The sequence below is a fragment of the Paenibacillus paludis genome (assembly GCF_042610515.1).
Taxonomy (GTDB): domain Bacteria; phylum Bacillota; class Bacilli; order Paenibacillales; family Paenibacillaceae; genus Paenibacillus_AQ.
Genome location: NZ_JBGJZP010000004.1, coordinates 92,849 through 115,307, shown reverse-complemented (window position 1 = coordinate 115,307; position 22,459 = coordinate 92,849). Strand labels below are relative to the sequence as shown.

Sequence of the window (22,459 nt, the reverse complement as noted above, 5' to 3'; positions counted from 1 at the left end):
GGACACTAATTCCTCCACAAGAAGCAGGCTGAAAACAGCCTGCTTCTTTGCAAATTACTATTCATTTATCCCTAAAACCATTATTATGTACACAGGCACATTTTGTTAATAAAGAGGGGTAATCATGACCAAGCTTAAAACGTTTGCAGGCAAGATTAATTCAGGCCATGTCTATGCACTGCTCATATCCCTTCTGGGAGTAGCGCTTTTCACGTATAGCAATCATTTGGAATTTCTGCAGTATCCGACCCCAAGGTGGGTATGGATTTATGCGCTTACCGGAGCCAGTTTAATACTCACCTTTTCCCTGGTGCAGCTTCCTCCGGAGGGCAACGAACTGACCATGGAATCAGCGGTATATTTGGCCTGCATTTTTGTCTTTGGCGGCTCTACCACTTTGACTGTTCTTCTTCTCAACTGCCTGATCTTTTTCTTTTTTGACACAAGCACCAGCTGGTGGAAACACCTGACGAATTTCTCGATTTACTCCATTATGATCTGTCTTTCTTCCTACACCTTTGATTTGTTTGGAGGACATCCCGGACCGCTGATCAATGACGAACTGCCGGCTTATCTGATGACACTTGCGGTCTATTTTATAGGTAACACCCTCTTGATCGGACTATATTACTACATTATATATAAAGGCACACTTTATGAGACGATTAAGGATATTATAAAAGATTCTTTCGTCGTTTATCTGTGCACATTGGTTCTTTCTCTGGTTCTCGTTGTACTGATCGTCCATAACAGCTTTTTCGGGCTTGTCCTATTCTTGTGCCTGAGCACGCTGCTCTGCTACTCCTTCAAGAGATTGTTCTCCATGTACCGCAGCATTGAGGAACGGGCCAACACCGATCAGCGGACCGGGCTATTCAATCACAGCTACTTTGAGGAAGCTTTGGAACAGGAAATCCAGAAATCAAGGGCATCGGGCGTTCCGCTTTCGCTCGCCATGATCGACCTTGACGACTTCAAGAAATATAATGACCATTTCGGCCATCTGCAGGGGGACAAGCTGATCGCATTTGTCGGTGAGACGCTTAAGAGCGAAGCCCAGCAGCATGGGATTATTGCCGCCCGCTATGGCGGTGAGGAATTTACGCTGCTCATGCCGGCCTACGATATCCTGCAAGCCCGTGTTTACATCGACCAGCTGCGCAAAAAGCTGAACAACAGCCGGTTTGACGGCGTTGAAATTTTCCCGCTTGGCTGCCTCGCCTTTTCCGCCGGCATTGCCTCCTGCACCAGCGATATCCACGATAAATCACAGCTCGTCGACCAGGCCGACCAGGCTCTCTACTATTCCAAGCGCCAGGGCAAGAATACAGTGCATACGTATGGAGCATACTCCTCACTGGAGCAGGAGCTTGACTTCAGCCAGGATGTACGCGACATCGAGCAGCAGCTGAACCTGTTTATGTATAAGGATATGGAGACCTTCCGCCACTCCAAACGCGTATTCCGCTATGCGATGGATATCAGTGAGCTGCTCGACATCGACGCCCTTTCCAAAAGACACTTCACACTCGGCGCGCTGATCCATGATATCGGCAAGCTGGAAATTCCGTGGGGCATCCTCAACAAGAAAGACAAGCTGGAGCCTGAGGAGTGGGAAATGGTCAAGTGGCATGTCACCTGGGGCAAAAAAATGGCGCTCACCAACGACAAATTCAAGGATCTCGCCCCCTACATCGAGCTGCATCATGAACGGTATGACGGCAAGGGATATCCCTACGGGTTTAAGGGTGAGGAAATTCCCCGCTTATGCCGGATGCTGACCATTATCGATTCCTTTGACGCCATGACTACGGAAAGGCCCTACCAGCCAACCAAGTCCGTGGAGGAGGCGATCATTGAGCTGAGAGCTTGTGCGGGAAGCCAATTCGACCCTGAACTGACTGAATTTTTCATTACCTATATTGAAGCCAGAGAGCTTAGCGCCGGAGATGCAGCTATATAGCTGCAGAGTTCCCCGGCCGTAGCTCTTTTTTTTGTTCCCTCGTCTAGAAGCCCCCAATCCTGACCACAATACAAAAAGCTATATTTTAATTACTTAATTCCCCGCTAAAAAAATAACTCTTGCTCCCCTATTCAAATTTGAATATAATGAGTTCTGTTTCCACTTGCCGTTTTTCCTTAAGGAAATCAATAACTTTACAAAAAGGAGCCTGCGAAGCATGCACACTAAAGAAAGCAATCTCAAACTTGTAGTTGTCGGTCTGCTGCTTGGTATTCTAATGTCCGCTATGGACAATACCATTGTTGCCTCAGCTATGGGTACTATTGTTTCCGATCTTGGCGGACTCGATAAAATTGTCTGGGTCACCTCGGCTTATATGGTCATGGTCATGGCCGGAACGCCGATCTTCGGCAAGCTGTCCGATATGTACGGGCGCAAACGTTTCTTCATTTTTGGCCTCGTCGTGTTTCTGGCCGGCTCAGCACTCTGCGGGATCGCAACCAGCATCACGCAGCTTAGCATCTACCGCGCTATTCAAGGCGTGGGCGGCGGCGCACTTATGCCAATCGCCTTCACTATCGTATTTGATATTTATCCGCCGCAAAAAAGAGGCAAGCTGACCGGACTTTTCGGTGCCGTCTTCGGCATCTCCAGCGTAATCGGCCCTTTGCTCGGAGCATACATTACTGAGTATGTAGGCTGGCAGTGGATCTTCTATATCAACCTGCCGATCGGCATTGTCGCTTTTATTCTGATCTCTATGTTCTATAAGGAATCCGTCTCCCATGCCAAGCAGCGGATCGACTGGGGTGGAGCTTTTACCCTTGTAGGCTCCGTCATCTGCCTGATGTTCGCCCTTGAGCTGGGCGGCAATGAATATGCCTGGGACTCCACGGTCATCCTTGGCTTATTCGCCGGCTTCGCAGTACTGCTGATTGCGTTCCTCTTTATAGAACGGACAGCAGCCGAACCGATTATATCCTTCGCCATGTTCCGCAAGAAGCTGTTTGCAACGAGCAGCATCATCGGTTTATTCTACGGCTCGGCCTTTATCGTAGCTACCGTGTATATCCCGATTTATGTACAGGGTGTATATGGTGGTTCCGCCACCAACTCGGGACTGATTCTAATGCCGATGATGATCGGCACGGTAATCGGCAGCCAGACCGGGGGGCTGCTCACCACCAAAACCAGCTTCCGCAATATTATGATGCTGTCAGCCGTTTTCTTTGTGGCAGGCGTCTTCTCCCTAAGCACCTTGTCGCCGGATACTTCCCGCCTGCTGCTTAATGTATTTATGGCCCTGACCGGCTTCGGTGTAGGCTTCTCCTTCTCCGTGCTCAGCATGTCCTCGATTCATCATTTCGAGATGCGCCAGCGCGGTTCCGCTACTTCTACCAGTACCTTCATGCGTTCTCTGGGCATGACGCTGGGCATTACCATCTTCGGAATTATCCAGCGCAACGGATTCACAAGCAGCCTTACTGATGCCTTTGGCGGTGGTGCCGAAGCTTCCTCGTTCGGCGATCCACGCGCCGCCCTGACACCGGAAGCCAGAGCACAAATTCCGGCTCCGGTACTGGAGAAGATTACGGGCGCATTGTCCAGCTCCATTGCCCACACCTTTATGTGGGCGCTGATTCCGGCGGTGCTGGGTCTGGCCTTTGTACTGCTGATGCCTAAAGACCGGCTCACCGATCACAGTAAGGAAACTCAGCCTTCGGGCGGAAGAGGGTAAGCGGAAATGTCCATGAAGATGGTCATTCTCGGGCTGCTGCTGGAGAAGGACAGGCATCCCTATGAGATTACACTCGTAATGAAAGAGCGCATGTATGACCGGATGATAAAGCTGCAGATGGGGTCGCTGTACTACGCCGTTGATAAACTGGCACAGGAGGGACATATCGAAGCTGTTGAGACCATCTCCAGCAACGACCGCCCGGATAAAACCATCTACCGGATTTCCGATAAGGGCAAAGCCCTGTTCGAACAGCTTGTCATTCAGCAGATCAAGAAGACCGATGAGGTCTTTCACCCGCTGTACATGGCTCTTGTGCTCTCGCGGCACATCGATCAGGGCAAGGTGGAGAAGCTGCTGCAGGAGCGGATACGCGAAGTTGAGCATCAGGTCAATTATGCTTATCAGGTGTACGAGGAGCATATCTCCATCGTCCCCCGGTCCGCGCTGCACTTGATGTACGGCAGATATGAGCATAGCCTCACTGAGCTGAAGTGGCTTAAGCGGCTCTATGACGACGTAGCCGCCCGCAAGCTCAGTGACATTGGAACACCGCTCGATTTGCAATAAACGTTATACACTGGAGGCCCTCAGGGGCCTCTTTGCTGTTTAACACCGGTCTAAACCGTTTATTAACGAGCAACTGCAGCTGAACACCAGGCGGATATATAGGGCAACTCCGCCAATGTGGATCCGATTCCGCTGGAAGACCTGAAGCTGGAGAAAGAAGAAGAGAAGGATAAAGAGGGCACGAAACACCGCTCCTCCAGCGACAAAAAATACCATACCGGTTTCTAAAGGTGTACAATATCCAGTATAACGTTAATCCTATTTCACGGAGGGATATTATTGCTGAAAACGCTGCCACTGCATACGCACGGGATTCCAGCCAGCCGCATTGCTCTGGGCTGCATGGGACTGGGCGGAGGCTGGGACCATGAGCCGATCACTGCCGAGAATGTCAGACAGGGACATGAGGCTGTTGAGGCTGCACTGTCTATCGGAATCAACTTTTTTGATCATGCAGATATCTATACCCGCGGAAAAGCGGAGAAGGTATTCGGACAGCTCTTCAAAGACCGCCCCGGACTGCGGGAAGAGATTATTATCCAGTCCAAATGCGGCATCAAGCTGATTGAGCCAGGCGATACCTCTAACAGCTTCGACCTCTCCGGGGAGCATGTTCTGAAGAGTGTCGACGGAACCCTCTCCCGGCTGGGCACGGAATATATTGATATTCTGCTGCTGCACCGTCCCGATCCGCTTATGGACCCTGAAGAAGTAGCTGAAGCGCTGCATAAACTCAAAGCGGCGGGAAAGGTGCGTCACTTCGGCGTATCCAACATGAGTGCCGCCCAGATCCGGCTGCTGGAGCATTATTGTGACGAACCGTTCGTCGTGAACCAGCTGCACATGAGTCTGGCCAAAATAAGCTGGCTGGATGCCATGGTCAGCGTAAACCGTGAACCCTGGAAAGACATCACCTTTCCCGAAGGTACCCTCGAATACTGCAGGACGCAGAACATCCAGCTGCAGGCGTGGGGTCCGCTGGCCCAAGGCTTATTCAGCGGCCGTTCACTTACAGGCCAGCCTGAGAGTGTCGTGAACACGGCGGCTATGGTCCAAACACTCGCCGAACAGAAGAACACTACCCCTGAAGTGATTGTCCTGTCTTGGCTGATGACTCATCCTGCGGCCATCCAGCCGGTAATCGGGACGGTGAATCCGCAGCGGATCGCCGCCTGCGCGGGTGCGGACAAGCTGGAGCTTACGCGCAAGGAATGGTACGACCTGTATGTCAGCTCGCGCGGCGAGAAGCTGCCGTAAGCCTCATATCCTCATTCGCATACCAAAAGGAGCGTCATCTCCGGTTCATGAAGCCGGAGATGACGCTCCTTTTATGTTCTATTCCTGATTCTAATTATTCTTCACCTGCTCAAAGTTGTTCTTGAAGGTGAAGTTAACCGATTTGCCTTGCAGACTGTCATTATCAAAGCCGAGACCCGTATCATCAACAAAAGTCACGTTATAGGCCAGATGCATCGTCTTCTTGGCAGGAAGAATCAGGTTCGGGAGGTTGGCATCCCGGCCTGCCCCGCTGTTGTACAAATCCTTAAGTGAACCTACATAAGCATCGGAAACGCTGACCAGTACAGTCTGGCCGTTATTGTCTACGCGGTATGTCCAGTCGAGCACGGCTTCTCTGGCAATCGCGAAGGCTTCCTGTCCGTTGCGTGCCAGTGCCTTCAGGAAGGAAGGACCGTTAATCAACGATTTGAACAGCCGGTCTGCAGCTTCGTTCACCTCATTGAGCGCATCGGCATTAAGAGTGACGCCGCCTGGTGCAGCCAAAGCGGCTACAGTGACTACCGCTTGCTCACCGAATGCGAGCGCATCGGCCTGCTGTGCAGGTGTTCCTTCCGGGATGGCAATCAGATCGGTCAGTTTGGCATCCAGCGTCCCGGTATTCTTGATCAGCATGGCTCGGGTGTGGGTATCTTTCGGTGCCCACAATCCTGTTCCCATACGTCCGGCATCGGAGTCAGCCGTATAGAACATCGGGCCTTCAACCGGCACGTCATTGCGGTGAGTACTTAAGGACAACGTACCGGAAGCAAAGGTGTTGCCGGTGTTTTGGGCGGAGCTGGTGAACAAGGCATACGTGCCTCCACCAATGGCGGCGCAGAGCAGCACCACGGAGGAAAATGCGGCAATCAGCATTTTTTTCTTTTTCATCATTGAAGTAAGCTCTCCTTATTAAAAAAGGGGGGACACCCCCCCTTTTTATTTGATTTTTAGCTATAGATCCGTTCGTTATAGTGCTTAGTTATTTTTAGTCTGCTCTGCATCTACTTTAATGGAGGCTGTACCCGACTTGCCTTGGTAGCTGTTGTCAGCTGCTTTCGGGAACTCAGCTTTGACATAAATCGTCTCCGATCCGCCCACAGCAAGCACACGGTCGGCAACGGTAAGCGGTACCGTTCCAGCCGCATCAGAGTATGCGGTAATGACCAGCGGGGTTGCTCCGCCGCCGAGGTCGCCGCCTACAGCCAGCGAGAGATCATAACGCAGCTCAAGCGTTCCTTTGTTGCTAACTACTACAGGTTGGATCTCAGAATCTCCCGGAGCCCAATTTGTGATGTTGAAATATTTCTGCTGAGCTTCATCCTTCTTATCCAGTTCAATCTTGAGCGTGCCAGCAGCAAACGTATTGCCTGTATTCTGTGCGGAACTCGTAAAGATAGCGAAGGATCCCCCGGCAATTAATGTTGCCCCCAGTGCTGTAGTCGCCATTGCCATTGCCATCGTTTTTTTGAGATTTGCCATTGTTATTTGTCTCCTCCTGGATCTCCATGAATGGAGTATGTTATGAATTATTTATTGAATCTTCCCTAACCACGTTAGGAGAAGCATCAACCGTTCGTAACAGGCGGGGATTCTCCGGGCGCAAGCTGCACCTCTACAGGATCCTCCATGCGCATGATCGATTTGAAGATTGTAATAAGGGAAGAGATGACCAGAAAAATCCCCGGAATAACCATTACGACAATAATCCCGGCGGTCGATTTTACCCAGTTCATGAAATATCCCAGAAACGGAACGGTAAAGTCCGCGTACTGTGCAACAACATTACTTGAAGGAATAGGATCTGCATCCTGCGCATCGTTATTGTCGCCTTTGGTGATATACTGGGTGTTTTCTCCCGAGCCGAGCACGCTGACAATGCGGTGGGTAATCAGGCTGTTTGATCCATCCAGAGCTTTGTAAGTGATTACATCTCCTGGTTTAAAAGATCCCTGACTCTGTTCACTCACCGGTTTGACGGCAATGACAGCCCCCGTCTGAATTCCGGGCTCCATGGAGCCGGAGAGCACCGTTAGAATTTCCTTGCCCAGAATCTTGGGCGTTCCGCCATTCATCCGGCTAGTGATTGCAGATACCAGCGTAAGTAGAAAAATGAGAATTAACGCATACATCAATAGGTTACGAGTCCATTTAAGTATCACTGGAGAGCACCGCCTTGTTTAGAATACGCCTTGCTTTTCGCCTATTTTTACCGTTATGCTGTCAGGATTCGCGTCCGGGGCAGGGGCTTCAGGCTCAGCAGTCTTATCAGGCTTTGCTTGCTCCTCAGCTTCGAGCTTCGCTTTCTCCTCGGCTTCGAGTTTCGTCTTCTTCTCAGCCTCGAGTTTCGCTTTCTCCTCAGCTTCGAGCTTCGCCTTCTTCTCAGCCTCGAGTTTCGCTTTCTCCTCGGCTTCGAGCTTCGCCTTTTCTTCCGCTTCGAGCTTCGCCTTCTTCTCAGCCTCTTTCAGTCCTTGGATCACGTCAGCGGCCTCTGTATGCATCAACGAGGTTTCGTCCGCATAACTCCTAGCCTGTTCGGCCGCGGTCGATGCCTGATGATAGGCTGCCTGCACATAAGCGTCCACTCTTCTGATGGAGCTTAGCTTTCTAACCATCTCCTGAAATTCGCCCAGCGTTAGATTGGCTTGGCTGAGCAATTGTTCGAATACCGGGATATCGTTATTTTGTGCGGCTGTTAATTGATTAAAATCGACCTCATATGGAGAAAGTCTCTGGTTCACTTCATTGACTTGCTGCTCCAGCTCTAATTGCGAGCGTGTTAGATAGCCTTGAAGCTCAGCTAAAAAAGCAGCCGCGCCGGCCGCAGCCTCACGCGTTTGTGCAGCAGCCTCTTGAATACCTCCAATACGTCCCTCTGCGGTCTCCGAGTCCGTATTCTTATCCGTTATCTCCGCTAGCACCTCTCTCGCCGCTTCACGCTGCTGGACCGCAAGCTTCATCGCTTCGCTGGCTTGGTTGGCAATGTGATCGACCGTGCTTGGAAACACAAATGCTGTGGTGATATTGGATGATTCGGTTGCTGCGACGTTAGTCAGCAATGCATACGTGGGCGTTGTAATTTGGCCGATGCCATAAGCCGAAATCACTACGATCCCTGCAATTTGGGGAAGCGTATACCGACGGATGTTTCTATTCCGGGAAGAACGTGAAAGCCTCACAGGAGCCTCTCCTTTAGCTGCTTGCAATTTCCTGCAAACAAGGTAATCTATTAACACCCAGCCTTTATGACGAACGATATTCGTTCGTTATTAAGAACCATGACGTAAGTATATGCCATTACTCCTACAAATCAAAAATCTCATTTTGTTGCAATATTCTTAATAAAGAACGATTTATAGTTAAAATTCTGCTTTTAGCTTCATTTTCCTCAGCTTATCGTACTTTTTAACGAACGTTTTCGTATGAAAAATCTAAATGATACCGCAGAGGGAATGAAAATAATGGGAATGTGGAGTGGAAACGACATAAAAGGGGGATCATTCATACCGGAACTGATTCTATAGTGCTTTGTCCGTCTTCCGGTTATTTGTTATACTGTAACAAAAAGTACGGAGGGGCGTTTTTATCGTGCCAGATAATATGGGAAGTCGCATCCACCATCTCCGTCTGGAAAAAGGCTTGTCTCTTTCGGAGCTTGCGGATAAGGCTGATGTGGCGAAATCATACTTAAGCAATGTGGAAAGAAATATACAATCTAACCCCTCTATTCAATTTATTGAAAAAATCGCTGACGCACTTCAGGTATCCATTCATGCGCTGCTTTACGGCGAGCCTTCCGATGTGCAGGAGTCACCTCTGGATGGAGAATGGTCCCGGCTCGTACTGGAAGCTATGGCTTCGGGTATAAGCAAGCGGGAATTCAAAGAGTTCTTGGACTATCAAAAATGGCGGCTGGAGCAGAAGGATTCCTGATTCATGCAGGTTCCTTCTACTTCCGGTCATACAGAAAGGGCACAGCGGAGAGATCCGCTGTGCCCTTTCTGTATGTACAAAAACTTTTAACAACCAACTGCTACATCGCCTGCAAAGTCTTCTCATTAAAAAATTGGCGGATTTCATCCGCTTTGATGCCCGCCTGCTTAGCCGACATCAGCAAATAGACCCATTCTAAATCCAGATCAACTGTCTGCAGTTCTCCGTTGTTCCCCTGGTTGGACTTATCCAAGAAATCTCCTCCTAAGATTACGCGTCCCCAGGCAGTCCGGCCGTCGTAGTATTTCTACATTAGACCCGAGACTTTGTGCCCCTGTCTTTCGGCAGGTTTACCCTTTACTGGATCCTTTACATGAAAGGATCTGGTTAGAAATTCATGAAACCGTTATCCGCAATAACATTATACAATATCTTACACGAAAAGTGTGTCGATTTATGGGAATATTGTATAATTAGAAACGAAAAATAATTGATTATTTTGCCAACTGCTTGTACGAATTACTCGATAATCCCAAAAAATTGTAGAACAAGCCTCTTTATCTATATATGTATATATGAAAACTGAAAACAACATTTTTATTTCGTTCATTTCAATCACACCGCCGCATCATTTTCATATAGTTAAGAAACCAAACTTATAATAGTTCTGTATGAATTAGGCACTGAATCATACCGTTTTGCGAACGGATTCAACCAAAGTATGAATTGATTACCCGCCTTGAAAGTTGCACAATAAGATGAGGAATGAAACCGCAAACATCGAAGCTCCACAAGGGCGCCGGCGAAATTTTGGCGCGCGTGGAGTTCATCCGTTAGGAGGATGTATTCATGGCAGCCAAAGATCCCTATAACGAAACTGTGTGGAGCAAGTATTACGGACCCAATCTGGGTTACATCCAAGAGAAATATGAGCAATTTGTAAAAGATCCAACTTTAGTAGAGCATAATTACCGCGATCTCTTCACCCTTTCCGGCCCCCCTCCATTGGCTCCTGATGCCGAACAGGCACCGCTGCCTGTGGTTTCAGGAGATACTGAGTGGCTTAGAAAGGCCGTAAGGGCATCCAAGCTGATCGCCAATATCCGCATACATGGCCATATGGCCGCCAATATCGACCCGCTGGACCGGGGAAACAATCCGATGGCGAAATATTTGGAGTACGAAACCTATGATCTGACCCGCGAGGATTTAATGGCTATGCCCGCCTCGCTGATCTGGGAGAATGCCCCGAATGACGTTCATACTGCTTGGGATGCCGTTCACCGGATGCGCCAGGCCTACACGCAGACCATTGCCTATGAATTCGGGCATGTGCGTGACGAGCAGGAGCTGCGCTGGCTGAACAGCCAGGCGGAATCTACCAGCTCTCCCGCGCCTCTAAACAACACAGAGCGCAAAGAATTGCTGAAAAGGCTGATTCAGGTAGAGCAATTCGAAACTTTCCTTCATAAAACTTTTGTCGGCCAGAAACGCTTCAGCCTGGAAGGCAATGACGCCTTGGTGCCGATGCTGGATGAAATCGTGCGTGCTGCCGCTCATGACGGTGCGGAACATATCCTGATGGGTATGGCGCATCGCGGACGGCTTAACGTCCTGGCTCATATCCTGGGCAAACCTTATGATATTATTTTCTCGGAATTCCATCATTCGCCGAACAAGGAGCTGTTCCCTTCCGAAGGCTCCATGGGCATCAACTACGGCTGGACCGGTGATGTGAAATATCATCTCGGCGCTGACCGCGCCGTCCGTGAAGGAGAAACCGTCCGTACACGGATCACTCTGGCCAACAATCCGAGCCACTTGGAATTCGTCAATCCGGTGGTTGAGGGCTTCACGCGTGCGGCCCAGGAAGACCGCAGCACTCCGGGTCTGCCTAAGCTAAATACGAATAAAGCCATGGCTGTGCTGATGCATGGCGATGCTGCCTTCCCGGGTGAAGGCATCGTGGCCGAAACCCTTAATATCGGCAAGCTTAAAGGTTATCAGAACGGCGGTACAGTGCATATTATCGTCAATAACCGGATCGGATTCACGACGGAAAGTGAGGATTCCCGTTCTACCCACTATGCCAGTGACCTGGCTAAGGGTTATGAAATTCCGATTGTGCATGTCAATGCCGATGATCCGGAGGCTTGTATTGCCGCCGTCCGTCTGGCCAGCGCCTACCGCAATCTGTTCAAGAAGGATTTCGTGATTGACTTGATCGGCTATCGCCGCCATGGACATAATGAAATGGATGATCCGGAAACGACACAGCCGATTGTTTATGGTAAAGTGCGCAATCATCCTACTGTATACAAAGTGTACGCGGAACGGCTGCAGGAGGAGAGAGTTATCACGGCAGAGGACGTTACAGCAATGAACGCCGAAGCTGAAGGCGTACTGCAGCAAGCCTTTGATAAGATGAAGGAAGGCAAGCATAAGAACGCAGAGGCCAAAACCTCAGTTGCACTGGACAGCGCACCTACACCGAAGCGTCCTACAGCGGTTCCGCTTGACAACCTGCAGGAAATTAACCGGGAGCTGCTGTCGGTGCCGGACGGCTTCCAGGTCTATCCGAAGCTGGAGCGGATTCTGCAGCGCCGCAAAGACGCTTTGAATGATGGAGAACGTGTTGACTGGGCACTCGCAGAAGCCCTCGCCTTCGCTACGATTCTGAAGGATGGCACACCGATTCGTCTCAGCGGCCAGGACTCCCAGCGCGGCACCTTCGCGCACCGCCATCTGGTGCTGCATGACAGTGACACAGGGGCACTTTTCTCTCCGCTGCATCAGCTTAAGGACTCCAGCGCCTCCTTCGGGGTGTACAACAGTCCGTTGTCGGAAGCGTCGGTGCTCGGGTATGAATACGGCTATAACGTGTTTGCCCCGGAAACCTTTGTCATCTGGGAAGCGCAGTATGGTGATTTCGCCAACGCCGGACAGGTCATTATCGACCAGTTCATTGCTGCCGGACGCGCCAAATGGACCCAACGCAGCAACCTGGCGATTCTGCTGCCGCATGGTTACGAAGGCCAGGGGCCAGAGCATTCCAGCGGAAGGCTGGAACGGTTCTTGCAGCTGTCGGCTGAAGAGAACTGGACTGTAGCCAATCTGACCTGTGCGTCGCAGTATTTCCACCTGCTCCGACGCCAGGCTGCCCTTTGCGGCAGATCGGATGCCCGCCCGCTGGTGGTCATGGCTCCGAAAAGCCTGATCCGCAACACACGCAGCACTTCCCCGGGAGCCGATCTGGCTTCGGGAAGCTTCCAGCCGGTCCTGCCGGAGCCGCTTCTGGGCAGCAAGCCCGGCGAGGTTAAACGGCTGGTTGTCTGCAGCGGTAAGGTCGCTATCGACCTGCAGACTGAGCTGGATTCAGCCAAGGGGCAGGATTGGTCCTGGCTGCACATTCTGCGGCTGGAGCAGCTCTACCCGTTCCCGGAACGGGAACTGGCCGCTCATCTGAGCACCTTCCGCTCCCTGCAGGAAATCATCTGGGTACAAGAAGAACCTAAGAATATGGGCGGCTGGAGTTATGCCGAACCACGGCTGCGCGCCATCGCCCCGCAGAATGTCAAAGTGCAGTATATCGGCCGTCCGGAACGTTCCAGCCCGGCCAGCGGTTACGCCGATGTGCATAGCTTTGAACAGCGGCGTATAGTTACGGAAGCCCTGAAACTAAATTCGCAAGTACAAGCGGCTGTACCGTCCTCCTGAAAGGGGACGGTGTCACGATAATGTTAACTATTATATTTGGGGAGGTAAGGGCCTGTGTCCGAAATTAAAGTACCCGATCTGGGCGAATCCATTTCCGAAGGAACGATCTACAAATGGCTGGTTAAAGAGGGCGATACTGTCGGCCAGGGGGATGTGCTTGCTGAGCTTGAAACCGACAAGGTCAATCTTGAAATCAGCGCGGAGGAGGACGGCGTCATCTCCTCCATCCTGCGCCAGGCCGGCGAGAATGTAGCCGTTGGCGAGGCTATCGGCGTGATCGGCAGCGCAGACGCTGCTGCCGGAAGTGCGCCGCAGGCCGCTGCGGGCGGCAAGCCCGAGGCGGCACCTGCTACAGGCAGCGTTGCACCTGCCGCTGCCGCACCTGTGGCAGCGCCTTCGGACGCTGCCGTTCCTGCCGCCGCACCCGAAGGTGCGGCAGGCAATGCGGCCCTGGCTTCGCCGGGGGCGCGCAAGCTCGCGCGGGAGCGGGGCATCGACCTCGGCGAGGTCAGTGCCCGCGACCCTATCGGCCGGATTGGCCAGGCCGATGTGAAGGACCATGGCGCAGCCGGCCCAGGGGCCGCTGTGCCCGTGTCTCCGGCGCCGCAGGGCAAGCCGGAGCCTGCCAAAGCTGCGGCGGGCAAAGCGCCGCAGCAAGAGGACGGCAAGGCCGTGGAGCGCAAGCGCATGTCGCGCAGACGGCTGACGATCGCCAGCCGCCTGGTCGAAGCGCAGCAGACCGCGGCCATGCTGACCACCTTCAACGAGGTGGACATGACTGCCATCCTCGACATCCGCAAGCGCCGCAAGGATGCCTTCAAAGAGAAGCATGAAGTCGGACTGGGCTTCATGTCCTTCTTCACCAAGGCTGTGATCGGCGCGCTCAAAGCCTATCCGCTGCTGAATGCCGAGATCGACGGCGAAGATCTGCTGCTCAAGAAATATTATGACATCGGCATCGCCGTCGCTGCCAAGGAAGGGCTGGTTGTACCGGTCGTCCGCGATGCGGACCGGCTCAGCTTCCCTGAGATCGAACGGCGGATCGGCGAGCTCGCCTCCAAAGCACGCGCCAATACGCTCAACCTGCAGGAGCTGCAGGGCGGCACGTTCACCATTACCAATGGCGGCGTGTTCGGCTCACTCTTGTCCACGCCGATTCTCAATACGCCGCAGGTTGGTATCCTCGGCATGCACAAGATCCAGCTCCGTCCGATCGCCCTGGACGAAGAAAGAAGCGCCAACCGCCCGATGATGTACATCGCGCTTTCCTACGATCACCGCATCGTGGACGGCTCCGAAGCGGTAAGCTTCCTCGTTAAGGTCAAGGAACTGCTGGAGGATCCGGAAGCGTTGCTGCTGGAAGGGTAACCCTCCAGTAGCAGCCTTCACTCCTTCAGCCCATAGATAAACAGGCATCCGGAGAGCGAGCACGCCCAACCGGATGCCTGTTTTATTGTTATAACTGATGAATCGAAGAAGCAATTATTTCCAGATTTATCATGGTACAAAAGGTAACCCGTCAGAACTGCCTGCCTATAACCCTCCCTGGATTAACTCCGCTGCCAGCTCCAGCAGCTGCTCCTTAGTCAACGTCCGGTTGCCGTAGGTACTAACTGTGTAATACGCATCCTGTTTCTCGTTGTACCAACTTAGGTAATGATAGCTTACATACGGCTTGACAACTCGGTTGTAGACAATCTCCCTGCCTGCTACCTCCAGCTTCTCCGCGGCAGCATCATCATCTTGCATAAATTGAACATAGCCGCCATACAGCGGGGTTGCACTAATACTAATGTTTGCTCCCTGCTTCATATACACGCCTTCGAACCAGCCCGCTTTAGTCCACGGCAAGATCTTCATAAACAGATTCCGGTCGGTATTCTGCCTCGCCTCGGCAATCAGCTCGTTAAGAGTCTGACGGTAAAGCGGATTACTACTGATCTCTGCATCGGATGGCCCTAGGGGAGAGATCTTTCCCTTTGTAAAAGTATAACCCTTAGCTTCCTTGGGGAGTATCGGCATGTTCAGCTTGTTCATCTCTGCAAGGAATGCCGGATAATCATTCAGCTCCAGATCCTTAGACTTAAACTGCAGAGCGGATACTGCTCCTTCTGGAAGGGCTTCTCCTCTGAAGAAATAAGCAATCAGCTCTCCCGGCTCCGCGAAATCCATCAGCTTATGCATATATTGATAGTACGGTGCAGGAGCAGCCTTTCCCCAATTCGGATCCGTTGCCTGATGCTGCACCTTAACCTCTCCTGCCTTATTACGGATCTGAATGTACTCCGTAGCGGCATAAGCCGTTACGGTAATCAGCAGCAGCATAACCAGCATTCCTGAAGTAGCCGCTGTTTTGCCGGCAAATCGGATCCCACGCGGACCTTGCTTCTGATCTGACTTCTGATCCAGTGTCCGAATGCGGGCCATCACCTTGTCTGTCACCTCAATGGTGTGAAGCTGCTGCCCAGAAGCTGCTGCCGCTGTTATATCTTGGTACTCATTATGGATTCCGGTTCGTTCCAAGAGATCCCCTCCTCTGTCTGCATAAATTCCCTGACTTTCCGTTTAATCCGTTCCATCCGCTTATGCAGCGCATTAGGACTGCTGTTCAGAATGTGGCCCATCTCCTGAAAAGTCAGCTCCTCAAACACCCGCAGCACAAGAATATTCCGCTCCTCCAGTGACAGCTGCAGCAGCGCTAACTCCAGAGCAGGGCTAAACAGCCGCGCTTCCATCTGTTGCTCCGCGCTCGCAGCTACCGTCTCCGGCCGGAAGATCCGCAGAATATGCCCCTGCAGCCGGCGTCGGCGCAGCAAATTAAGACAATGATTGCCGGCAATCCGGTAGAGCCAGGCGGAGAAGCTTACTTCAGGCTTGTACCCTCTGATTGATTGATAGGCCTTTACCAAAATGTCCTGAACAGCATCCTCCGCATCCTGCCTGTTCCCGAGCAGACGGCAGCAATAACGGTATATTGGCTGCTGAAAAATCTCGACAATGCAGGCATATTGCTCCCGGTCCCCCTTTTGAACTTGTTCGATTACAGCCTCCACCTGTTTCATATCCCTTAAATGCTCCTGTGACGTTGCCAGCACCTCCTTACTTGTATATCTCTATAACACTTGCGCCCTGCAAAAAGTGCCTATGCCTGAATTATTTTCTGTACGCCCCGAACTATTTTCCATCCTATACATTTCGAGCAGCGGCAACACAGTCCTCTTACTGAACCATGAGTATACAAAAAAGAGATATCCGCCAGCCGTTTGCACGAAAGGCCGGGATATCTCTTTTTCGAATAACTATTCTCTTTGTCTGTATACTTCTTAAGCCAACATGTTTGTATATGGTTAAGCCGTATGCCGTGAAGGCTTCAGGCTCATTCCCTTTTCTCTTGCCTGTCTCTGCACCGGAGGCTTTAAGGAAACCGCCAGAAGACAGGCTACAATACAAAGTGCGCCGATGACGATGAAGGTAGGCTTGAACCCGCCGAGAGAAGCGGCGATGAACGAGCCGGACAACGCCCCGATTCCGAAGCCCTGATAGACAATGCCATAGTTCTTGCTATGGTTCTTAAGGCCGAAGAAGTCGCTGACAATCGCCGGGAACACCGTAATGTTGCCCCCGAAGCAGAAAGCAATGGTGGCCACACAAGCGAAGAACAGGCCGTAACTCAAGGTCGCATAGCTTAAGGTTAGCATCGCTAGGGCTGTGACCAGCAGCGTGGCACTGACCAGCTTCAATCGGCTCATACGGTCGGACAATGCTCCAAGAATCAGGCGCCCTGCAGTATTGAAGATCGCGATCATCGCAACGGCATTGGCCGCTGTAGCGATATCGAGACCTGCCAGCTGCACCCCGATATCCTTAACAATGCCAATCAGGTAGAGGCCGCTCATGCAGGCGGTGAAGAAAATTACGAACAGCAGATATGCTTCCTTGGTGCGCAGCATTTCTTTGACGGTATAGTCTTTCACTACAGCCGGAATTGTTGCGGCAGAGGAATCCGTCCCTCTGCTGTTTGCTTGTGCCAGTGCCGGAGCAGCCACAGGAGCTTCCCTGACCAGTAGCGAACCCGCGACAACCATGATCATAACGGCCAGGCCCCAATACAAGAAGGTATTCGATACGCCTGCCGACTCGATCAGGCTGCCGTTGATATATTTGAAGATCAGACTGCCGGTTCCGTAGGCGCCGACCGATACGCCGGAGATCAAGCCTTTATGCTTAGGGAACCACTTAATCAGATTGGATAACGAAGTAATATAGGCCGTACCATCGGCATAACCCACGACTACGCCGGCCAGCAGGTAGAACATCAGGAGGGAGTTGGCCTGCGAGCTAAGCATGAGACCAAGTCCCAGCATAATCCCAGCGGAAGCGGTCAGCTTGCGGAGGCCAAACCGGTCCTGCAGTTTCCCGGCAAACAAGGTTGCGAAGGCAAGGGCAAAGCTCGTAATGGAAAAAGTTATCGAAACAGCGCTGAGCTCAAAGCCGAATTTGCTGACAAGCTGCGCATTAAACAGGCTCCACGTGTAGATTGTGCCCAGTCCCATTTGCATAATCACTGTACCCAGCACGATCATCCAGCGCTTGCTGCCAGATTTAGCCGTAGTCATGAGTCATTCCTTCTTTCTCTCTATTGTCGCTGCAAGGGCTTTCTTTGCTCCTTTATTGTAGCGAAACAACGCTTTCTTGAGAGAAATCGGGAATGAGATGACCGAATGCGGGAATGAAATGCCGCTACAGGCGCATGATCTGCCTGAATTCCTTGACCTTGCTGCGGCTTACCGGCACTTCAAAGTCCAGATCACGAAGCCGGAGCAGATACGTATTATTGAACCAAGGGATAATTTCCTTGATCTTGGACAGATTCACAAGATAGGACCGGTGGCAGCGGAAGAAGCTGTCCTGCGGCAGCCGGCTGTGGAACTCGCTGATGCTCAGAGCCATGCTGTATTCCTCTCCCTTAGTCATTACGCTCGTTGTCTTCTCCTGCGCTGAAGCATAATAAATCTCGTCGGCATCGACAACGATGATCTTCTCGTTTTTCCACAGATTGACCTTGTTGCTGACCGCAAGATGTCCTTCTTCTCTGGGACGGCTACGCGCCGCGAATGCCGCTTCCAGCTTGTTCAGCATGGCTTTCATCCGCGATTCACTGTAGGGCTTCAGAATATAGTCGAATGCTTCAATCTCGAAAGCGTCGGCGGCATGCTCCTTGTAGGCAGTGATAAATACTATATAGGGTTTGACCGAGAACCTGCTGATATTCTGGGCCAGCAGCACGCCGTCGATGGACGGAATATTGATATCCAGAAAAATCACATCGACTTCCTCAGCCTGCAGAAATTTCAGCGCATCCAGTCCGTCCTCAAACTCGGCGGTGATCACTATATCGCTGTGTGCTCCGATCAGAAAGGCAAGCTCACTCCTTGCCAGCACTTCATCCTCTACAATTATCGCTTTCATCGCTTCTCCTTTGTGACGTCGAAATAAATTTCCGTCCCTTTATCCAGCCGGTGAATGATCAGACCCTTGCCATAAATCAGCTTTACCCGCTGATGTACGTTATATAGCCCGATTTTGTTATCCGGCATGCTTCCGCTGTAGACCTTCTCCATCGTCTCCTGCGCGATGCCTGCTCCGGTATCGGCGATGCCGATCCGCACGGTCTCTCCCTGGTCTTTTACCGAAATCGTCACCGTGCCTGGTCCCTTCACTTTCAAAATGCCGTGAACAATCGCATTCTCCACCAGCGGCTGAATAATCAGGCTGGGAATACGCACCTCCACTTCGTCGATATCATACTCAACGGCCAGGCGGCTGCCGAAGCGGGCTTTTTCAATCTCCACATATTGCTGGACCTGCTGCAGCTCACGCCGGATATCAATAAATTCATCGGTCAGCTCCAGATTGTATCTCATATAGCCTGACAGGTTGATGATCAGCTCCCGTGCCTTATCCGGGTTAATCCGGATCAGTGAACTAATCGCGTTCAGCGCATTGAACAGAAAATGGGGATTAATGCTCGTCTGCAGCGCCTTCAGCTCGGCTTTGTTAGCCATCTCCTTAATGCCTTCGACCCGCGATACCTCCATCAGCGTCGAAATCATCTGCGACAGCCCTACCGCCATTGCCTGCAGCGAGTAAGTGATTTTATGGGCGTTGGTATAGTAAATTTTAAGTGCTCCGGTCACTTCGCCTTTCTCTTTCAGGGGAATGATAATCAGTGACCGGATTGCCCGGTTCATATATTCAGTATCGTCATCGCGGATCGTAATTTCGCCGTCCCTCAGCGTCTTTTTCGTCTCTTCACTGATAATCTCGTTCGTCTCGGTGTAGTATTCCTCTCCCACTCCGACATAGGCACGGATGAAGCGGGTATCAGTGATCGCTACCGCATCGGCATCGATGTCCTCTTTGATAATCCCGCAAATGGTGCGCAGCGACTGGGGATTGATGTTGCGGAAATACGGCAGCGTCTTATTGGCAATATCCAGCGCCAGCTTGGACTGCTTCGCGGCAATCCGTTCCTTCTCCCCCTCCACACTCTGGACAAGCATAACAATAAGGCCGACACTGATCTGACCCACAATCATCGGAAAAGCGATCTTCGAAACGATATCCACACCCAGCGATGAAGGATCTGCCATAACCAGAATAAGCAGCATGGTCAGTGCTTCGCAGCCCATCCCGGCCAGGATACCGGCAATCCAGCGGCGGTCAGCCGTGGTCCGGCGGTAAATGACGCTGGAGACAATTCCCGCCGTGACACTTGTAATCAGGCAGGGCACGGAAGTCACGCCGCCGATATCAATCAGAAAACGGTGAACCCCGGATATAATGCCGGTAATCAGTCCGACCCAAGGACCAAACAAAATCCCGCCGGCCATAATGGCGATAATCCGCACATTTACCAGTGAGCCGTCGACTTTAATGCCGCTGTAGGTTCCGAAGATCGCGAACAGACTGAAGATCACCGTCACGATCACAAGATCCTGCGGAGCGTAAGCCCCTTTGACAAAAATCTCTTTAAACCGCGGCAGCCGGGTCAACACAAACAGGCACATCAGCAGCAGTGCCGCCCTTTCGAACAATTGCAGCAATATCGTCAAGTTATGTTCCACAGCCATGCCTCCAATGGTCAATCTATCGGTCCATTATAAGATGTGCCAAATCATAATAGCAATCCGCCCTATTGTCTTATTAGAGTACCCAAGCCTGTAAATTCGGCCTTATAATAGAGGCATCAGATAAAAAAACCGTTGCTTTTATTTAGTGCATGTCTTCAAACTGGAAGAGCTCTGGGGAAGCAGGGATTTAGTATTGAAAGTAGGGGACCTAAAAGCCCGCAGCGGGTTCGTTTACTCGAGGGACGGACTCAGGAGGCGCTATGGAGAGTAAAACACCTGTTTATTCTCTTTTGCGGACCCAGGCGACCTTATCTGCTCTGCATTCTATCTAAAAACGGCCAGCAGGGAGAAATAACTGCGCTGGAGTCCGTTGTCCTCCTGTAACAGGCTAAAAGCCCCAATTAAGTGCAACTCGGTCCGTTCGTAAACGCCTTTCTCCGTGTGTGATCAGAAAATGCTACTGTACCCATGATTCCTTAGGGCATACAGCAGCAGATTTTGGCGGGGAAGCGGTTTGAAGACACGCTCTAGTGCAACTATTTAAAGGAGGACCTATGTTGCTGATCCATACCGAGGAAGATCTCCTGCGGGCAGTGAGAGAAGACCCGTGGATGATGAATATTCTATCTGCCGCCCGAGCGCTGATGCTGCCCGATTCCTGGGTCTGCGCCGGATTTGTCCGCTCTAAAGTCTGGGATGTCCAGCATGGATTTACGGAAAGAACACCGCTGGCAGATATTGATGTTATTTATTATGATAGCAGCGACATCCGCGAAGAGACCGAAAAAGCCTGGGAAGCGCAGCTGCGGGCCGCCGATCCGTCCATCCCCTGGTCGGTCAAGAACCAGGCGAGAATGCATGTGGTTAACGATATTCCGCCCTATACCTCTTCTGTCGACGGCATGTCCAAATTTCCTGAGACGGCAACCGCTCTTGGGCTTTCGCTGGATGAACACGGTAATTTAAGGCTGGCCGCCCCTCATGGCATCCGGGATGTAATCCAAATGGAGCTCAGACCCACTCCGAGTTTTATAGCCAACCGCCAGCTGCACTCTATCTATGAGAAACGGATCGCCAGCAAGAATTGGAGGTTGTTATGGCCTCGGGTGCAAATTACAGCTGCCGGCCAGCTTGCCCAAGAAGATAGGAACACTTGGTAATATCACTTCACTTCAGAACATTTACGAGCAGCATCCTTGCCGCTTGTTTGCTGTCTCCGTCCAACCAGACTCTGACTGTAGGGGCCGCTGGAGATGACTCCACTATGGAGACCAGGCTGGAAATCGTACCTTCTTCGTAGGTGCTGATAATCTTATTTTGATCAGACGCCAAATGCCTGATAATGATTTTGGTTGAGGCACCTACTGGAATGGTACTATTCTCTTGCCCGGGTTCTGTTGTTTCCGCTGTTTTCTTCAGCATACTATACTTAGGATTGTTATATAGGGTTATTGCGTCAGTCTGGGCAGCGGTCAAATCGCCGAACAGATCTGCCGTACTCTCATCTACGCCTGTCATGATCTGCTTGTTCTCATCTATGTATTCCATCTCCTGATCAGCAAAAGGCAGCAAGCTGCGATCCACCACCCCCGTCACAACACCTCCGCCAATGCCTGCCAGTAAAAAGAATCCAATGATCGCCGCAAGGAGCTGGTTTCCGGAAGGAGTGATCTTCAAGAGAGCTTTATACAAGGCTATGCCAATCACACCTCCGGCACAGTTCAACAGAATATCATCAATATCACTGCTTCCCAGCGCAAAGATATATTGAATGATTTCAAAAGCCATACTAACCGAGAAGACAAAAGCAACCTTAAATCCCCAGGTCCTGCTCTTTCCTATATAAGCTGCGGCAAGGCCTAAGGGGATAAAGATCCCGATATTGCCCAACACATTGGTCACCATTCTATCGCTGCCGATGGATTCATCTGTGAAAAATCCGTAAATCGTGTGGAATGGGATCAAGTTCACACTTCTTAAGGCATTGTCCGCCTCAAATATGCTTGTTATAGGAATAGTTTTGAACAAAATTACCTGAACAGTAAATAATGCATACACAATAAAGAGCAAATACACTATCACCTGAAGTCCCCTGCTTTTGTCCTGCTTTGAATCCATTGCTGCATCACC

The 22,459-nt window shown here is 51.3% G+C and carries 19 protein-coding genes, 1 pseudogene and 1 riboswitch; of the genes and pseudogenes, 9 read left to right on the top strand and 11 right to left on the bottom strand.

Annotated elements, in window-relative coordinates; translation table 11 throughout:
- Window positions 1–124: 124 nt before the first annotated feature.
- The 5 genes and pseudogenes from ACAN56_RS09215 (at window position 125) to ACAN56_RS09200 (ending at window position 5,528) form a co-directional block, all read left to right on the top strand.
- Window positions 125–1,963, top strand: a complete 1,839-nt coding sequence (locus ACAN56_RS09215) for a bifunctional diguanylate cyclase/phosphohydrolase (RefSeq protein ID WP_052091760.1) — start codon at window positions 125–127, stop codon at window positions 1,961–1,963.
- 217 nt (window positions 1,964–2,180) lie between these two features.
- A complete protein-coding gene (locus ACAN56_RS09210; protein ID WP_038585117.1) occupies window positions 2,181–3,701 on the top strand; it encodes an MDR family MFS transporter in 1,521 nt (506 codons plus the stop codon).
- A gap of 6 nt (window positions 3,702–3,707) precedes the next feature.
- Window positions 3,708–4,271: a PadR family transcriptional regulator gene (locus ACAN56_RS09205; RefSeq protein ID WP_038585114.1), complete on the top strand. Its 564-nt coding sequence runs from the start codon at window positions 3,708–3,710 to the stop codon at window positions 4,269–4,271.
- A gap of 114 nt (window positions 4,272–4,385) precedes the next feature.
- Window positions 4,386–4,499, top strand: a pseudogene (locus ACAN56_RS35490) (hypothetical protein); the annotation flags it as partial.
- Between the two features lie 51 nt (window positions 4,500–4,550).
- A complete protein-coding gene (locus tag ACAN56_RS09200) occupies window positions 4,551–5,528 on the top strand; it encodes an aldo/keto reductase (protein ID WP_038585111.1) in 978 nt (325 codons plus the stop codon).
- Between the two features lie 90 nt (window positions 5,529–5,618).
- Here the strand turns inward: ACAN56_RS09200 and ACAN56_RS09195 are convergent, their stop codons facing one another.
- The 4 genes from ACAN56_RS09195 to ACAN56_RS09180 form a co-directional block, all read right to left on the bottom strand.
- The gene (locus tag ACAN56_RS09195) at window positions 5,619–6,440 is read right to left on the bottom strand and encodes a TasA family protein (protein ID WP_038585108.1); all 822 of its coding nucleotides are present in this window, start codon (window positions 6,438–6,440) and stop codon (window positions 5,619–5,621) included.
- A gap of 84 nt (window positions 6,441–6,524) precedes the next feature.
- Complete coding sequence (locus ACAN56_RS09190; RefSeq protein WP_052091759.1) at window positions 6,525–7,028, bottom strand: TasA family protein; 504 nt, start codon at window positions 7,026–7,028, stop codon at window positions 6,525–6,527.
- Window positions 7,029–7,114: 86 nt separating this feature from the next.
- The gene (sipW, locus tag ACAN56_RS09185; protein WP_156130796.1) at window positions 7,115–7,708 is read right to left on the bottom strand and encodes a signal peptidase I SipW; all 594 of its coding nucleotides are present in this window, start codon (window positions 7,706–7,708) and stop codon (window positions 7,115–7,117) included.
- A gap of 18 nt (window positions 7,709–7,726) precedes the next feature.
- Window positions 7,727–8,725, bottom strand: a complete 999-nt coding sequence (locus ACAN56_RS09180; protein ID WP_379142217.1) for a hypothetical protein — start codon at window positions 8,723–8,725, stop codon at window positions 7,727–7,729.
- Window positions 8,726–9,146: 421 nt separating this feature from the next.
- Between ACAN56_RS09180 and ACAN56_RS09175 the strand changes: the two genes are divergently transcribed.
- Window positions 9,147–9,479, top strand: a complete 333-nt coding sequence (locus tag ACAN56_RS09175) for a helix-turn-helix domain-containing protein (RefSeq protein WP_038585105.1) — start codon at window positions 9,147–9,149, stop codon at window positions 9,477–9,479.
- Window positions 9,480–9,579: 100 nt separating this feature from the next.
- Here the strand turns inward: ACAN56_RS09175 and ACAN56_RS09170 are convergent, their stop codons facing one another.
- The gene (locus ACAN56_RS09170; protein WP_081965649.1) at window positions 9,580–9,732 is read right to left on the bottom strand and encodes an anti-repressor SinI family protein; all 153 of its coding nucleotides are present in this window, start codon (window positions 9,730–9,732) and stop codon (window positions 9,580–9,582) included.
- 27 nt (window positions 9,733–9,759) lie between these two features.
- Window positions 9,760–9,844, bottom strand: a riboswitch (cyclic di-GMP riboswitch).
- A gap of 484 nt (window positions 9,845–10,328) precedes the next feature.
- On the opposite strand from ACAN56_RS09170, the gene ACAN56_RS09165 reads away from it, so the two are divergent.
- Entirely contained in the window at window positions 10,329–13,196 is a 2,868-nt protein-coding gene (locus ACAN56_RS09165) for a 2-oxoglutarate dehydrogenase E1 component (RefSeq protein WP_379142214.1), read from the top strand.
- A 54-nt stretch (window positions 13,197–13,250) separates the two neighbouring features.
- Entirely contained in the window at window positions 13,251–14,564 is a 1,314-nt protein-coding gene (gene odhB / locus ACAN56_RS09160) for a 2-oxoglutarate dehydrogenase complex dihydrolipoyllysine-residue succinyltransferase (RefSeq protein WP_379142212.1), read from the top strand.
- A gap of 165 nt (window positions 14,565–14,729) precedes the next feature.
- Here the strand turns inward: odhB and ACAN56_RS09155 are convergent, their stop codons facing one another.
- From ACAN56_RS09155 to ACAN56_RS09135, 5 genes are all read right to left on the bottom strand, one after another.
- The gene (locus ACAN56_RS09155; protein WP_379142210.1) at window positions 14,730–15,719 is read right to left on the bottom strand and encodes a hypothetical protein; all 990 of its coding nucleotides are present in this window, start codon (window positions 15,717–15,719) and stop codon (window positions 14,730–14,732) included.
- Window positions 15,680–16,258: an RNA polymerase sigma factor gene (locus ACAN56_RS09150; RefSeq protein WP_038585094.1), complete on the bottom strand. Its 579-nt coding sequence runs from the start codon at window positions 16,256–16,258 to the stop codon at window positions 15,680–15,682. Before ACAN56_RS09150 ends, ACAN56_RS09155 begins: the two co-directional genes overlap by 40 nt.
- A gap of 285 nt (window positions 16,259–16,543) precedes the next feature.
- On the bottom strand, window positions 16,544–17,812 hold the full coding sequence (locus ACAN56_RS09145; protein WP_341119348.1) for an L-lactate MFS transporter: 1,269 nt from the start codon (window positions 17,810–17,812) through the stop codon (window positions 16,544–16,546).
- Between the two features lie 124 nt (window positions 17,813–17,936).
- Window positions 17,937–18,665, bottom strand: coding sequence for a LytR/AlgR family response regulator transcription factor (locus ACAN56_RS09140; RefSeq protein ID WP_038585089.1), 729 nt, complete (start codon window positions 18,663–18,665; stop codon window positions 17,937–17,939).
- Window positions 18,662–20,329 carry a LytS/YhcK type 5TM receptor domain-containing protein gene (locus tag ACAN56_RS09135; protein WP_379142206.1) on the bottom strand — a complete coding sequence of 556 codons (1,668 nt, stop codon included), beginning with the start codon at window positions 20,327–20,329 and terminating at the stop codon, window positions 18,662–18,664. The genes ACAN56_RS09140 and ACAN56_RS09135 overlap by 4 nt, the downstream gene beginning before the upstream one ends.
- 557 nt (window positions 20,330–20,886) lie before the next feature.
- On the opposite strand from ACAN56_RS09135, the gene ACAN56_RS09130 reads away from it, so the two are divergent.
- Window positions 20,887–21,489: a nucleotidyltransferase family protein gene (locus ACAN56_RS09130; protein ID WP_379142653.1), complete on the top strand. Its 603-nt coding sequence runs from the start codon at window positions 20,887–20,889 to the stop codon at window positions 21,487–21,489.
- A 7-nt stretch (window positions 21,490–21,496) separates the two neighbouring features.
- Here ACAN56_RS09130 and ACAN56_RS09125 read toward each other — a convergent pair whose 3' ends face one another.
- Window positions 21,497–22,447, bottom strand: coding sequence for a VanZ family protein (locus ACAN56_RS09125; RefSeq protein ID WP_379142204.1), 951 nt, complete (start codon window positions 22,445–22,447; stop codon window positions 21,497–21,499).
- Window positions 22,448–22,459: the final 12 nt, after the last annotated feature.

Coding starts and splice junctions, on each gene's coding strand:
- ACAN56_RS09215 (WP_052091760.1), top strand. CDS start 125: ATGACCAAGCTTAAAACGTTTGCAGGCAAGATTAATTCAGGCCATGTC.
- ACAN56_RS09210 (WP_038585117.1), top strand. CDS start 2,181: ATGCACACTAAAGAAAGCAATCTCAAACTTGTAGTTGTCGGTCTGCTG.
- ACAN56_RS09205 (WP_038585114.1), top strand. CDS start 3,708: ATGTCCATGAAGATGGTCATTCTCGGGCTGCTGCTGGAGAAGGACAGG.
- ACAN56_RS09195 (WP_038585108.1), bottom strand. CDS start 6,440: ATGATGAAAAAGAAAAAAATGCTGATTGCCGCATTTTCCTCCGTGGTG.
- ACAN56_RS09190 (WP_052091759.1), bottom strand. CDS start 7,028: ATGGCAAATCTCAAAAAAACGATGGCAATGGCAATGGCGACTACAGCA.
- ACAN56_RS09175 (WP_038585105.1), top strand. CDS start 9,147: ATGGGAAGTCGCATCCACCATCTCCGTCTGGAAAAAGGCTTGTCTCTT.
- ACAN56_RS09165 (WP_379142214.1), top strand. CDS start 10,329: ATGGCAGCCAAAGATCCCTATAACGAAACTGTGTGGAGCAAGTATTAC.
- ACAN56_RS09150 (WP_038585094.1), bottom strand. CDS start 16,258: ATGAAACAGGTGGAGGCTGTAATCGAACAAGTTCAAAAGGGGGACCGG.
- ACAN56_RS09145 (WP_341119348.1), bottom strand. CDS start 17,812: ATGACTACGGCTAAATCTGGCAGCAAGCGCTGGATGATCGTGCTGGGT.
- ACAN56_RS09140 (WP_038585089.1), bottom strand. CDS start 18,665: ATGAAAGCGATAATTGTAGAGGATGAAGTGCTGGCAAGGAGTGAGCTT.
- ACAN56_RS09135 (WP_379142206.1), bottom strand. CDS start 20,329: ATGGCTGTGGAACATAACTTGACGATATTGCTGCAATTGTTCGAAAGG.
- ACAN56_RS09125 (WP_379142204.1), bottom strand. CDS start 22,447: ATGGATTCAAAGCAGGACAAAAGCAGGGGACTTCAGGTGATAGTGTAT.